This is a genomic window from Microbulbifer variabilis ATCC 700307, from assembly GCF_000380565.1.
Taxonomy (GTDB): Bacteria; Pseudomonadota; Gammaproteobacteria; order Pseudomonadales; family Cellvibrionaceae; genus Microbulbifer; species Microbulbifer variabilis.
The window spans coordinates 166985-180948 of sequence record NZ_AQYJ01000029.1; the positions used below are offsets into that span (position 1 = coordinate 166985).

Consider the following 13964-nt stretch of genomic DNA (forward strand, 5'->3'; position numbering starts at 1 on the left):
GTAAGTTAATGAGGAATTGACTGCGCCTATTCAGGTATGCAGAATTGCTGCTTTTGTACATTTGTACCATAAAATTGGGGTCATTGGGGAAGCCAGATGTTTCATTTGAGCAATAGTAATGCAGTTCAGTACGTATTTAGATGGCTTATTTTATTGGCCTGTATACTGCCTTTATCGCTCAAGGCTTCAAGTTTTGATTCCCAAGGCCAAGCTATTTATTTAAAGGATATCGATGGTGACGGTGACCTGGATTATTATGTCATCAGCAATAGTCGATATTTAATTTTACATGGAGATATTGCCACCCCGATTGCCTTGCCCCCCAGGCCTTCATACGTGATTTTTGCTGACGGAACTATTGCTCCGTATAGCGTGCCAGAAGATGAGCTGACGGGATTTACAAGGCTTGAGGAAAATATTGACTTCTACTACGGTGATTTTGATGGTGATTCTGTAGTAGATATCCTGTTCAGGAGCCAAAATACTAACGAGCCACCTTTTGTAGTGGTAGGTGTTTCTGGTGATGAGGTTCCGACTTCTGTTGTTTCATATTCGCGCTCTAGTGACCTCTCTGAATTACTAGCTGATTCTAATAATACGTTCTATGTTGATGACATTGATGGGAACGGACAGGATGATCTGGTTCTTAAAGGCAGAAAAGAATATCTCGTAGATACTGCTTTCCTTTCTAACGGAAGTCTTCCATCGATTGAGCAGGATATTGTTTCTTCGGGCGTAAAGACCCCTACAATGGCCGGTAGCTCTGCTGGTCAGTTCAGGGTTAATGAGTCAGGTAGTGCGACTTATTCACTTGCTATAGCAGCAGGGGTGGGTACTGCCGGTGTTGTCCCTCAATTATCTTTAAATTACCAAGGTAATACAGGTAATGGGTTACTGGGCAAGGGGTGGTCTATTGGGGGGCTTTCCGGAATTACCCGTTGCCGACAAACATTGGCCACGGACGGAAAAGCTTTACCTATCAGCTGGAGTCCTTCGGACAGGTTTTGTCTGGATGGCCAAAGGCTAATTAATGTTTCCAGTAAATCTTATGGTGCGGACGGCGCACAATACCGTACTGAGATCGAATCTTTTGTAAAAGTCACATCTCACGGCAGTATAGGAACGGGTCCTGCCTACTTTACCGTTGAAAGAAAAGATGGCTCAACCAGTTGGTACGGTAATACAGCCAACTCAAAGTCTTATGCCAATGTGTCAGAAGGTAAGGTTCTCTCATGGATGCAGAACGAATTTCAGGATAGCGTTGGAAATAGAATTGAATTCGAATATGAAGGTGATTCTGATAGCGGGAAGCGAATCCACGAAGTAAGATATGCATATGGAGCAGGAGCTAATGCGGCTTCAGTCCAGTTTACTTATTCGGATAGGCCTGATTACTTACAAGCTTACACTGCCGGGTACCTTTTTAATACAACGAAACGGCTTTCCAAAATTACGTCTGCCGCTGATGGCAGTACCCTGCGTGAATATAATATTAATTACCAGCTGGTAGCTGATAATATATCCAAGAATCAGACCTCCCTTATAGATAGTATTCAAGAGTGTGTAGGCAGTAATTGCTTGCCGGCACTCTCATTTGAGTGGTCTCAGTACTCCTTAAATTACGGAACTTCCAGTGGATCTGTTGATTTTACGGCAAACAAAAGCCGTTCTTTAAGAGATTTCCAATTTGGCGACTTCAATGGCGATGGATACCAAGATGTTGTTTGGTTGGAGATGGATACTGATAGTGCGAGTGATCAGGATCATCAAATTAAGTATGCATTATCAAATGGCGCATACTTAGCTCCTGCAACTTACTCAAATGGCCAAAAATATTTATTCTCCGGGGCAAATGCAAACGAGGATATCAGTATTGCGGTTTTAGATTACAATGCTGATGGCCGCTCAGATATTGCTGTATACGATGACCGCTACACCAGTAAAACTTGGCATGTCTACCTTTCTACTTATGTGGATTCCCAGTGGAAGCTTTCATCCGATCCTATTGATACCGGAGTAGGAGAGAGGGATGGTGTCTTTGTCGATGTCAACTCTGATGGTCTGTCCGATTTGGTTGTGGTGGGTGGATCAACTTTACTAGTCTATCCCTTACGAGCTAGCTCGGATCCAATTAGTTCCAAGACTTATTATCGGTTCGGCTCAGCTAAAAGCTATTCCTTAGAGTTGCCTTCCGGTAAATCAATAAGCCGTTTGACCAACTCTCCATTGAAAGCAGCTACTGCGGATTTCAATGGGGATGGTAATGTTGACATTCTGATTGCTTTGGAGAGACCTTATGTTAGCGGTTGTAAGGACCCTGACAATAAAGTGGTGGACTTGGATTTTTGCCTTGATGAAAATGGGGATTTGAAAAGCGGTTTTAAATATATTTATTCGGCAGGACCCTCTGGGCATGCGGCTTTTGTATTTAACGCTGAAACAGATAGCTACGACCTTTTTGCAAGCCTGGGAGGTAATACTGCAAAGTCTCATGTCGCAGCGGACTTTAATGGTGATGGTTTAACTGACCTGCTATTGCAGGAATCTTCTTCGTCAAATCTTTATCTCAGTACTGGGAAACAACTGGTAAAAGTAACCCCTAGCAGGTTTGCTTCAGAGCAAGCCGGAGCCCTGGACTATAACCAGGATGGGATGCTGGATGTCTACTGGCCTGATCATGATGCGGGATTGTTGCGGGTAGAACTTTGGGATCCCCAGACTTCCAGCTTTGGAAAGTCTATCTTTATTCAGACTGTACCCAATAATGACGATTACCTACACATCTTTGCTGATATCAATGGGGATAATCAGCCGGATTATCACAAGATAAGCGATGAAGGCTTTTTAACATCCTATGTATCCAACTATGGGAACTCTGCAAATAGGGATATTCCCAACAAGGTATTAACCAAAATTGACAATGGGCTGGGTAATACCACTGATATCTCCTATACCAGCACCATTAGGAGTTGGTTCTATAGTCGCCTTGAAATGTCGAAAACCCTTGAAGGTAAGGAGTGTACTACTACTCCGTCTGAGAGAGATGAGAACGGCGTAGAGATCCCCGGAAGTACATATTGTTATCTAAAGCAGGCCGCTAACACGGCGGACTTTTATACTGCACTGAATGGTCCATGGGTCCTTCCGGAGGATAGTGTCACCCTAGGAAAAGATGCACCGGTTCTCGATGTGTTGATACCGATGTACTTAGTTTCTAAAGTGGAGAGTACTTCTCCAGCTGCCGGCTCCTCTCCCGGTGCTGTTGATTACACGGCGAAAAGTGCTGTTTCGTATGAATACGCACAGATGAAACTGCAGGCTGCTGGGCGAGGGATGCTGGGCTTCCAGAAGATCTCCACAACTGATGAGCAAACGGGTGTAGAGACATCCACTTACTACCGCCAGGACTACCCGTTCACTGGTATGCCCTTGCAAACCGAGGTTCGGTCTGCCTCAAAGGCATTGATACGAAAGGCTGCCAATACCTGGAGCTTGAAGGGTTGGAATGGTTCTGACACCTCTGTCTATCCTTATCAGCCATATCTAGAAAAGGTAGTAGAGGAAACCTATTCTCTTGAAAATAACGGAAGTTCACATGGTGAGCACCTGCAAACCGTTATTACAGAGAATAGTTATGATAATGATGGAAACGTTACCTCAATAAAACTGAGAACTATTGATGAGGCCACTGGTGAGCAGTTTATTAAAAATACACTCAACTGCTTCGGCGGTTCTATGGCTGCCCATCCGAGCTCACTTTGTTCCGGTGGTACTGATTGGGAGTCAGAAAAGGGGCGCTTGAGCTTTACCAGGGTAATCAACAGCCGCCCGGGCCAGGCAGATCATGTTCGTGAATCTGCCTTTACTTATCATACCGTTGGAAGTTTAAAGGGCCTGCTCCTTACTGAGGTTGTTGAGCCAAATAATGCTGAGTTTACGCAAACTACTACTTATGAATATGATGGCTTCGGTAACATTCAGAAGAAGACTTTGAGCGCAGAGGGTGAACAGAGTCGCTATACACGGACTGTTTATGATATTTCTGGGCGTTTTGCGAATAAGAATTACAATAGTCTTGAGCATTTAACAGAAGAAGTAATCAGTCGAAATGCATATGGAGCGCCCCTGGAAGTTCATGGGCTGAATGGCTTTAAGAGTTACTTTAGCTATGACGTGTTGGGCCGTGAGACTTATCGCTACGATAACTCTGGAGCGGATGCACGAACTCAATATTCACTCTGTGGTTCAGGTTGTATTACCGGTGCAAAATATAAGGTTGTAAAAAGTAACAGCACTGGATCTACCTCTGTCGAGTATATGGATGCGCTTGGAAGAGCAATTCGTACAGAAACTCAGGGTTTTGATAAAACTATTTATATTGACCAGGAATATGACAGTCTTGGCAGGGTGAAATATGTCAGCGAGCCTTACTTTTCTGGTAATGGCCGGGTTTGGAGTAAGACTGAATATGACCTGTTAGGGCGAGCAGTAAAAGTTACTGCACCTGATAGTTCGCAGTCCTCAGTCATTTATGATGGTCTCACGACTGTTACAGTAAATGATAAGGTTCAAAAGAAAACAGAGAAGAAAAATGTTCTCGGGGAGTTGGTAGAAGTTATTGATGCGCTTGATGGTCGTATCAGCTATGAATACGATAATCAGGGCAATCTTCATAAAGCCCACTCTTGGGGACTAACAAATTCGGCAGGAACACATGTTGAAGAGAATGATGGCCTCACCTATCCAATTTCTGTTGTAATTTACTACGATGATTTGGGCCGCAAGACCAGGATGTATGATCCAGATAAGGGTGAGTGGCCCTATACCTATACCAAGTATGGCGAAATCGAAACCCAGACCGATGCCAATGGTCATAAGGTCGAGTTCACTTATGATACTTTGGGGCGCAAAAAAACTCGTATCGATCGCCGCAATGGCAGCACTATTACCGGTAATGTAACTTGGCATTACGATACCGCCAGCAATGGGGTGGGGCAGCTCGAGTTGGTGGAGGACTCCATTAGCGGCTACCAAGTGCTCTATCAGTACGATGGTATTGGCCGTAACAATACACAACTGGTGGATTTCGATGGTACTGGCCCGCAAGTGGCTTATGTGACTACCACAGAGTTTGATAGTTATGGGCGTGTATCCAAAACGTATGATGCTCTGGATGACTTGTTATCCAGTGGTCAGTCTGGTACTGAAAACCATTACAATAACTATGGGCACCTTGAGAAGATCACCGATCTGGGTTCGGGGGATTTGATCCAGCAGGTGCTGGAACATACTGCCCGTGGCCAGTTAAAACGCCAGCTATTGGGTAATGGTGCAACGAATGCCTACGGATATGATAGCGAGACTGGGCGTTTGCTGACTCAGACCTCAGATGTATTGGGGGTATTCGGTGTTCAGAATATTCGTTACAGCTGGGATACACTTGGGAATTTGAAAAGTCGCCATAACCAGAGCGGCAGTAAAGATCTGAGGGAAAGCTTCTGCTACGACGCCTTAAATCGGCTGGTGAAGAGCCATATCGGCTCGGGTGACTATAACTGCTCAGGATTGGCCTCTTCTCAGCAGGATCTGCGTTACAACGCTATCGGTAATATTGTCTATAAAGCTGGCGTTGGCGATTACACATACGGAAATAATGCGGGCCCACACGCTGTTACCTCTGCTGGAGGTGTCGCCTATCGCTATGATAACAATGGCAATATGATTTCCGATGATTTTGATGGTGGTCGTAAAATTGAGTACACCACCTTTGATAAATCAGAGCGAATCGAGAAGGGAAATCATATAACCGAGTTTCTCTATGGTGTGGAGCGATCTCGCTATTACCGTAAGGATACCAATAGCACAACTGGCGAAGTCACTGAAACCTGGTATATCGGCAACATAGAGCGTATTGAAAAGTCCTCCAACCCTGGTGAAATCCAGTGGAAGCGTTACCTTGCGGGGACAGCGATCTATACCCTGACTACAAACTCTAACTATGCAGTACAGTCGACAGAAAAAGTATTCCAGTACCTGGATCACCTGGGCTCAGTAGACCTGCTCACCGATGAGGGCGCAAATGTAATTCAGCAAATGTCCTTCGATGTGTGGGGGCAGCGTCGCAATTCTTCGGATTGGAGTGCGCTGAGCCAGTCTAGCCTAGCTGGCTTTGATACAGTTAATACGACACGGGGATACACTGGCCATGAGATGCTGGATGCAGTAGGCCTCATTCATATGAATGGGCGGATTTATGATCCGAGGCTGGGGCGCTTTATGCAAGCGGATCCGTTTGTCCAGGCGGCAGCGGATACCCAGATGTATAACCGCTATTCCTATGTGCGTAACAACCCTCTTAACGCTACCGATCCAAGTGGCTACTTTATTTTTACCTTGGGGGCGATTGCATTATCTGCTACTGGTGCTATTTCTAGTTATACAGCAGTAGTGGCTACGTTTGCATTTGCTGGTTTCGCAGATGCTCTTGTTCAGGGTGCAAGCTTCGGGCAAGCACTTAAAGCAGGACTTATTTCAGGGGTTACTGCCGCAGCCTTTTATGGGATTGGAGAATATTTCTCGGCGCTTGAAGGAGCCAATCAGGCAACAGCCTTGCAATATAATCTCCAGTTCCTTGATTCTACGTCAGCCTATATTCAGGCCGGTAAGGTTGGCCTTACAACTGCCCAATCGCTGGGTAAGATAGCTGCGCATGGATTAGCTGGAGGCGTAATGTCTGTAATTAGTGGAGGAAAGTTCGGTCATGGCTTTGCATCTGCTGGATTGACACAGGTGGCTGGAGGTCAAATTGGTCGAATAGGTGGAGGTTCTACAGCAACAGGGCCAACTCTTGCTCGGATAGCGGCTGCTTCTGTTCTTGGCGGTACGGCAAGCAAGATCACTGGAGGGAAGTTCGCAAATGGCGCGATAACTGGAGCATTCAGCCGTGCGCTAAATCATGAGCAACATCTTGCACAAAAGAGCAGATCTCCGCTGGATGAGGCTATTGGTAACGCTCATTGGCGACTTGATGCTCTTAGACGTGGCCTTGAAGATGCAAACTCAATTTGGGAAGGTCAACACTTAGGAATGTATGTATATGAGGTCGATGGGAAGTATATTCTATCACAACCCTTTCCAGCAGACGTGGAGGGTGGTTATTTGATTAACCCAGATAATCAAGGGTTTGCGGGCACCTCATTTTCTGTTGATCTTGACGAAGTAAATATAGCTGCTGTAGCTATTAATGATGTATCTGGGACATGGCGATCTCCAGAGCAATGGAGTAAAGGGGTTTATCTAAACTGGTCTAATCAAATTGATGGGCCTGTTTCTGTGACTATTAATAATAATAGTTATCCTTGGTATAAAACTAGCTGGAGATTTCAACAGGATCAATGTATGAGAACTGGATGGAAAGATGGGCCATGTTGACAAAAACGATTGCTAAAATTATCTATGTAGGGCTAGTCAGTTTACTTGCTTGTAATGTGCAGGGAGGTGAATTAGCGAAGCATGTATCAATTTATAAGCTCATAGTCGAGCCTGAAAAATATGATGGCCAGCTTGTGATGGTGTCTGGTTATATTGGTGGAAGGAATGGTCCTAGTAGAGGCTTATTCGTTAGGAAAATTGACGCATTAATTACTAACACGGTGAACAAAATAAATTTTGATAGATCTTCTGCATCTGAAGCCGTATTCGAAAAATGTCCATGGTCTTATGCGACCATCGTGGGGTATTTTTCAGTTTCACCTGCCGCTGGCAAATTATCATTAAAAAATATTCGATCTGTTAGCTCCTTTGATATCTCTAATGAGGAGCAAGGGGTTAAACGCCTACCTTGCTATCATGAATAGTCGGAATCAGTATTGATCCGGGGCAATTTTCATGCTGCACAAAAGGAGAAGTCTACTTTTCAAAACATGAGAGAGGGGGCTGAGGGACTTTTTGAGGATTTGTTTCGAGTGCGTTGGCATTACCGTGCTTTGAATGGTGACTTTGGTCCAGAAGAACAAGCGCATACATTACTTGCGGACAAGACTCTAACTGCCGCTGGTGCTTTGTATTATTCAGATGCACAGATAGACGTTAATGGCGAAATGGTCAGCTTTCGTTCTGAAGTTAATAGTGCAGTTTACGAAGCAATCTCAAATAACAGAGCTTATTTTGCTGGAAGGCAAATGGCGCAAGGTTCGATGGTTGGTTTGATGAGTCGATACTCAGGGACAGGGTTAGCCGGAGGAGCTGTATTTACTACTGGTTTTACGACCACGGCGGGGTTTGGTCGGGGGTTGAATTTTTTTGACCAAGGAATTCGCGATCCTGTTTCACTTATATCTGGTTCTGTTGTTGGAAAATAGGAGATGTTTAAGTCGGTTGTGTTTGCTTGTCCGCATTGCGGAGAAAAGACATTTTCAATTTTTCAGAAAAGTAAGTTAATGAGAAAAGGTGTCCAAAAGTGCGAGAGCTGTGGCTCGGCATGTGAGATACCTTCTTTACTCAAGCTTTTTGTTTCATTGCTGATGGCATTTTTAATGCCTACACTTTTTATTGTTTTTTTTGGAATAAATGGTTTTGTATTTTCTTTGGTCTTAACCTCGTTGCTGATTTTAATAATCTATTTTTGCTTGATATACATAAGTCCGTTGAAGATCGCACAAAAGTAATTTGTGACGATCTTTTCATACAAGACCCCGGTAGAAACTCCGGGGCCTTGTTTTATCTACTCAGCCGTAAGAATCAATTGTTTATTCCAGACAGTAATGTTGTACGGTGTCCCGACCTCAAAGCCTACCCTCCCCAGCCAGTACGTACCCCCTGAGATTAATCCAAGGAATTTGCCGCCAAGCGCCACAGCCAGGGTTAGATTTTAAGGGCGGATAGCCGGAAGTCATCACCGTAGCTCGTTTGGTCTTCACTGAAGGTGTGTTTGCTAAGTAAGCCTCTGGCGACTCCTGGACTTGCCACGATTGGGGCAAGTTATCTAGATAAGCACCGAGCTTAGGCTTGCTCCGTCGAAGGTGATGAACAAATTGTTGCCAGTGATGATTGATCGGGGTGTGGTTGCCGTTGACCTGTTCCTGTTGCATGAAAACAATTCTGGACACCCACCCAATAAGAAAAGTGGAGCGCTAGCTGTTAATGGTTAGCGCTCCAATGGCCGCATAGCATGTTCCAACTGACGTTGAGCGATAATCGCATCAATCACCCGAATCACCGTGTCCTTGTCTTGCTCATCAAAAGTCTCCAGCAGCTTGAAGCATTTAAATAGCACCTCGTTGCGGATGGGGCTTTCCTCCATCGGCTGGCCCATCACCAGATAGTCCAGCGACACCTCGAAAATATCCGCTAGAATGCTATTGACCCTAGTGGGTATTTTTTAGAATTTCTGGTGATGTCTTATGTAAGTGCGCGTTTAAGCAAGCCTGTTTTTAGCTTATTTGCGGATATTCCGGAGTTCACAGCTGCGATTCAAATTGTTGGAACCGCTATTAGCGCATATTTTTGCGGGCCTTGTTCAATAGCATTTGCCGCCCAATTTTCGACGAATGTTGCATATGCCAGAGCAGGTGGCTTTTGTCAAGCTATGAAGACTGGGGCAATTAGTGGAGCAAGTGCAGCGGCTTTTTATGGGATTGGCAGTGCATATGATGCCGGATCTTTTGGTTCTGGATTTTCTGCAGGGGCGATGCGAGTTGCGGCCCATGCTGCTGTTGGAGGGATTACAGCTGAGCTTCAGGGAGGGAAGTTTGGTCATGGGTTCTTTGCAGCAGGATTTAGTGCTGCAGCTTCGGCTTCGGGGGTTTTAGGGGAGCCTGGCACAAAAACCCCGGAAGGTGTATTTAGTTCGGCAATTATTGGCGGCACGGCATCTGTAATAACCGGAGGTAAATTTGCGAACGGCGCTATGACAGGTGCATTTAGCTATACACTTAATCACGGATTACACAAAGGTGGGGGTAATCCCTATCATGAAGAGGGAGGAAAGTTGCAGCCTCGGCTTGGAGTTCCTCCTGAGCATGAAGAGCAGGTTGTTTCTTGGAGGCGCTTGCTCTAGAAGCTGCAACGGAAGTTGATGCTGAGTGTGGTCTTGTGTGTGGGCTGACTCCTTTTCAAAGAGGAGGCAAGATTCATAAACGTTTTGAAGAAAAAATTAGGATGATTCAGGATGGACTATATGATGCATAAGTCAGCTATTTAAAAGGAGAGAGAATTGGATATGGGCGATTAGGCTCCAGTAGAGCTGATGTTATATACGGGTATCATCACGCACCTGAATTTGCAGTTGAACTAAAAACCGGTTGGTTTCCATTCATTTCAGATGAGCAGATTGATAAATATATGGATAACCTTCCTGAGGATACTCATTTATATATGATTTGGGTTAGATAGGGAGATGAAAATGAATGCCGAGTTGAAAGTCGCCCTTAAAGAGGCTTTTCCTGATGCTATATTGACTGGTCCATATATTTATTTTGGGCCTAAAGATCATTTGGTGAGCGGGTTTTGCCTGGAGATGACTCGTAATGGAATATACATATCTGAGTTTGTATATCCGTTATTTAAGCGATCTGACCAATTAAGTCTACTTTTTAGTGAGCGCCTCCCTTACCCAGAAGGGTTTGTTGATTATGAGAGGTGGGAGGGAAATAAGAGGGTAGATGAGGTTGTTAACTGGCTAGACGCTAATTCTCAAAGAGTAAAAGAGAAACTTAGTTTAGGAAGATTTGTTTCTGAAATACAAAGCCATCCTGTTGCCTTGAAGAATAAGTGGGTACAGATGGTTAATGCTCTAGCTCTGATATTGCTAGGGGAGTACTGTAAAGCAAGGGTTATCATCCAGTACCTTTCAGATCAAGAACTACCTAAAGGGATGATGCAAATTTCTGAAGAATGCCGTGTATTAAATGGGGTTCTTGAGTGCAATCCAGATAAGGCAAGGATTCTAGTTGAGGGGTGGGAGCAGGAGATGAAAGCAAAGCTCAAGCTTTGATGTTCGTAAGTTGTACAAGTTCAGACTCAGTTTGACAGAGCGTTCAAAAAATAGTTTAAGTCTGAGTTAGACTATCCTTTGAGACTTTCTTGACGGAGGCTTCAGGGTTATATTCTTCTTGTGAAACCCTTAGCCTCTGATCTTCTTGCTTACTTTCTATTTGTGTAAGCTAAATACAATTACCGCATACGTAGTCTGACAAATTCAGCTGCACTACCTATGCAGGAATCACTTGTCTGAAAGTCGATGGTACGGTTTGCCGCCTGGGCTGCTAGGGCGATAGATAGCGCGTGGGAACAGTAAGAATTTTCCGTTGAACAGGCTATGATGGCATTATACTTGGCGCAGGACGGTTGCTTATTTATAGATTCCATCAAGTGGATATAAACCATATTGCCACTAAGAGCCTCTACCAGGCGAACAGCCTTATCTTCGTCATCCAGTGCAAAGGCGCCGGTGGAGATGGCTGATAATACACACAGGTCGGCTAATTTTTTGATTGTGATTTTGAATTTCATTTTTTACTCGTTAGTAGTTGGTTTTTCTGTAATTGGTTATTGGAATTTTGCTGGAAAATTGGCATTACGAGCTAATAGAGGGTTCTCGGTTGCCTCAGTCTTTAATTGGTGAGATTCCAGTTTAACTTACCCAGTAGTTCTGAAAATGTCCCTCTAGGTGTCATATTAATATCAAATACCGTTTCACTTATCGGGTGCATTATTTTAAGTTTGGATGCATGCAGTAACAATCGTGCGCAATCATATTGTCTGGCAAAAAACCGGTTGTGTGAAGACTTCCCATATTTGGGACAACCGATAAGTGGGTGGTGGATATGCTTGAAGTGCCTGCGGATCTGGTGGCGGCGGCCGGTTTTTAGTTGGATTTCAACCAGGGAGTAACGGCTGGTGGGGTATCGATCTACTTCATAGGGCAGCTCAACGGTATCCAGTCGGCGGTATAGGGTGATTGCTGACTTGCGTGGTAGATCAGCTTTGGGGCGCTTGCGTTGATGTTTGAAATCTGCGACAGGTGGTAAAGGGTAGTCGATAACTCCCTGTTCAGGGCAATAGCCCCGGCATACCGCGAGGTATTCTTTGACGGAGTTTTCGCTTTCCAGCTGTTGCTGTAAAAGGGTGGCCATCTCACTACTCTTGCCAAAGATAATAATCCCAGAGGTAGGCTTGTCCAGGCGATGTACAGGGTACAGGTGGTGACCGCTCAAGTCCCGCAGGTATTGAAGTAAAATACGATTTTCGTTGCGGTCTATTTCTGAGCGGTGCACGAGCCAGCCGTCTGGTTTAAATGCTGCCAGAAGGTGGTCATCCTCAAAAATGATTTCAGGTTCGTTGTTCATCCGCAAATAATATTTACCATATCGCGGGGGCATTGTATGGCGGTATGGCAATCATTGCATCTGGAAATGTTTAGCTGCCTTCTTTTAAAATTGTGGGGAATAATTTTCTAATAAATAATAAATTTTAAGGTTGACATGCCTGAATTAGTGAATAAACTGCAGGGGTAGTTTAGTAACCACCTAGTTAAACGTGGACAGCAACCACGAAGGAGCCATGAAATGCGAAATGTGGATATTAACAACCTGTTTTTTTGATCGCTTTTCATGTGCACTTGCTTGAAAAGTGATTGAGCTTTTCAAGCCGGAATTCTCTAGAGCCCTGGCATTTGCCGGGGCTTTTTTGTTTAGGGCTTTGGAGAGCTTTTAATGATTTATTGGATCAATCCAAGGACTCTATATGCCTGTAAAAATTGTACTTAATAAAAACGCATCTTCAGGTAGTGTGCCGGTAAAAATATTTACCGATAAGGTTGAGCCGGCTGCTTTAGAACAGCTAAGGAATATTGCTCAATTGCCCATTATTCACTCCCATGTGGCGGCAATGCCGGATGTTCACTTGGGGCGAGGGGCGACAGTTGGTTCGGTGATTCCTACGTTTAGTGCAGTCATACCATCCGCAGTAGGTGTGGATATTGGCTGCGGCATGAATGCGGTGCGAACTTCGTTGCATGCCCATCAGTTGCCAGACAGCCTAAAAGCATTGCGGGAGGCCATTGAGGTGAAAGTACCCGTTGGACGGGGTCGTCATAAGATGATTACTGCCAGGGAATCTGCCTGCAAAATTTTAGCTCCCGGTGTAGATAGGTTGTTTGAAAAGCATCCTGGGCTTATGAAGAAGTTGCGTCAGCCCCAGAAAACCTGGGTTACCCAAATGGGGACATTGGGTGGAGGCAATCACTTTATTGAAATTTGTCTGGATGAGAGTAATGCGGTGTGGGTGATGCTACATTCCGGCAGCCGAGGTATTGGTAGTGCAATTGGAGAGCATTTTATTCAATTGGCACGCCGGGATATGGCTGGAAATATGCAAAATATGCCAGATAGGGACCTGGCATATTTTTCTGAGGGAAGTAGCCACTTCAATGATTACATTGAAGCTGTAAATTGGGCACAGGAGTACGCCAGGTTAAACCGGCAGGAAATGATGAAGCTTGTGTTGAATAGCCTGGGGGCTTACGTGCCGAAGTTTACCTTAACGTCAGAGGCTATTAACTGCCACCATAATTACGTAGTGCGCGAGCACCACTTCGAACGGGATGTCTATGTGACACGTAAGGGGGCGATCAGTGCCCAAAAGGATCAGATGGGGATTATTCCCGGTTCGATGGGGGCGAAATCATTTATTGTTCGTGGGCGTGGGAATCCCGAATCCTTTTGCTCCTGTGCCCATGGTGCTGGCCGTAAAATGAGTCGCACCTCGGCTCGTCAGCGATTTACTCGAGGCGATCTTGAGTCTCAGACGCATGGCGTAGAATGCAGAAAGGATAAAGGTGTGATTGATGAGATACCCGCTGCCTATAAGGATATTGATGAGGTGATGAATAATCAGCTGGATTTGGTTGATGTGGTACATACGCTGCGCCAAGTGATTTGCATAAAAGGGTAGGCTTGACTGGT

9 protein-coding genes are annotated in these 13964 nt (G+C 44.9%); 6 read left to right on the plus strand and 3 right to left on the minus strand.

Annotated elements, in window-relative coordinates:
* Positions 1-96 precede the first annotated feature (96 nt).
* Genes G367_RS0119500 through G367_RS0119510 form a run of 3 tightly spaced genes read left to right on the plus strand, consistent with a single transcriptional unit; the run spans position 97 to position 8360 of the window.
* Positions 97-7431 (plus strand): FG-GAP-like repeat-containing protein, encoded by a 7335-nt coding sequence (locus G367_RS0119500; RefSeq protein WP_020414839.1) that lies wholly within the window; start codon positions 97-99, stop codon positions 7429-7431.
* Complete coding sequence (locus tag G367_RS0119505) at positions 7425-7856, plus strand: hypothetical protein (protein ID WP_020414840.1); 432 nt, start codon at positions 7425-7427, stop codon at positions 7854-7856. Before G367_RS0119500 ends, G367_RS0119505 begins: the two co-directional genes overlap by 7 nt.
* Before the next feature lie 12 nt (positions 7857-7868).
* Positions 7869-8360, plus strand: a complete 492-nt coding sequence (locus G367_RS0119510; RefSeq protein WP_020414841.1) for a hypothetical protein — start codon at positions 7869-7871, stop codon at positions 8358-8360.
* A gap of 785 nt (positions 8361-9145) precedes the next feature.
* Here G367_RS0119510 and G367_RS24380 read toward each other — a convergent pair.
* Complete coding sequence (locus G367_RS24380) at positions 9146-9334, minus strand: hypothetical protein (RefSeq protein ID WP_020414844.1); 189 nt, start codon at positions 9332-9334, stop codon at positions 9146-9148.
* 252 nt (positions 9335-9586) lie between these two features.
* Between G367_RS24380 and G367_RS0119530 the strand changes: the two genes are divergently transcribed.
* Positions 9587-10057: a hypothetical protein gene (locus G367_RS0119530; protein ID WP_157533676.1), complete on the plus strand. Its 471-nt coding sequence runs from the start codon at positions 9587-9589 to the stop codon at positions 10055-10057.
* A 345-nt stretch (positions 10058-10402) separates the two neighbouring features.
* Positions 10403-10993 carry a hypothetical protein gene (locus G367_RS0119535; RefSeq protein ID WP_020414846.1) on the plus strand — a complete coding sequence of 197 codons (591 nt, stop codon included), beginning with the start codon at positions 10403-10405 and terminating at the stop codon, positions 10991-10993.
* Positions 10994-11172: 179 nt separating this feature from the next.
* Here G367_RS0119535 and G367_RS0119540 read toward each other — a convergent pair whose 3' ends face one another.
* Positions 11173-11511, minus strand: a complete 339-nt coding sequence (locus G367_RS0119540) for a hypothetical protein (protein ID WP_020414847.1) — start codon at positions 11509-11511, stop codon at positions 11173-11175.
* Between the two features lie 101 nt (positions 11512-11612).
* Complete coding sequence (locus tag G367_RS0119545) at positions 11613-12347, minus strand: pseudouridine synthase (protein ID WP_020414848.1); 735 nt, start codon at positions 12345-12347, stop codon at positions 11613-11615.
* 397 nt (positions 12348-12744) lie between these two features.
* On the opposite strand from G367_RS0119545, the gene G367_RS0119550 reads away from it, so the two are divergent.
* A complete protein-coding gene (locus tag G367_RS0119550) occupies positions 12745-13953 on the plus strand; it encodes an RtcB family protein (protein ID WP_020414849.1) in 1209 nt (402 codons plus the stop codon).
* The last annotated feature ends 11 nt before the right edge of the window (positions 13954-13964 follow it).

Excerpts from the sequence above, each read along its gene's own strand:
- G367_RS0119540 (WP_020414847.1), bottom strand. The coding sequence starts at position 11,511 with ATGAAATTCAAAATCACAATCAAAAAATTAGCCGACCTGTGTGTATTA.
- G367_RS0119545 (WP_020414848.1), bottom strand. The coding sequence starts at position 12,347 with ATGAACAACGAACCTGAAATCATTTTTGAGGATGACCACCTTCTGGCA.
- G367_RS0119530 (WP_157533676.1), top strand. The coding sequence starts at position 9,587 with ATGAAGACTGGGGCAATTAGTGGAGCAAGTGCAGCGGCTTTTTATGGG.
- G367_RS0119500 (WP_020414839.1), top strand. The coding sequence starts at position 97 with ATGTTTCATTTGAGCAATAGTAATGCAGTTCAGTACGTATTTAGATGG.
- G367_RS0119505 (WP_020414840.1), top strand. The coding sequence starts at position 7,425 with ATGTTGACAAAAACGATTGCTAAAATTATCTATGTAGGGCTAGTCAGT.
- G367_RS0119550 (WP_020414849.1), top strand. The coding sequence starts at position 12,745 with ATGCCTGTAAAAATTGTACTTAATAAAAACGCATCTTCAGGTAGTGTG.
- G367_RS0119535 (WP_020414846.1), top strand. The coding sequence starts at position 10,403 with ATGAATGCCGAGTTGAAAGTCGCCCTTAAAGAGGCTTTTCCTGATGCT.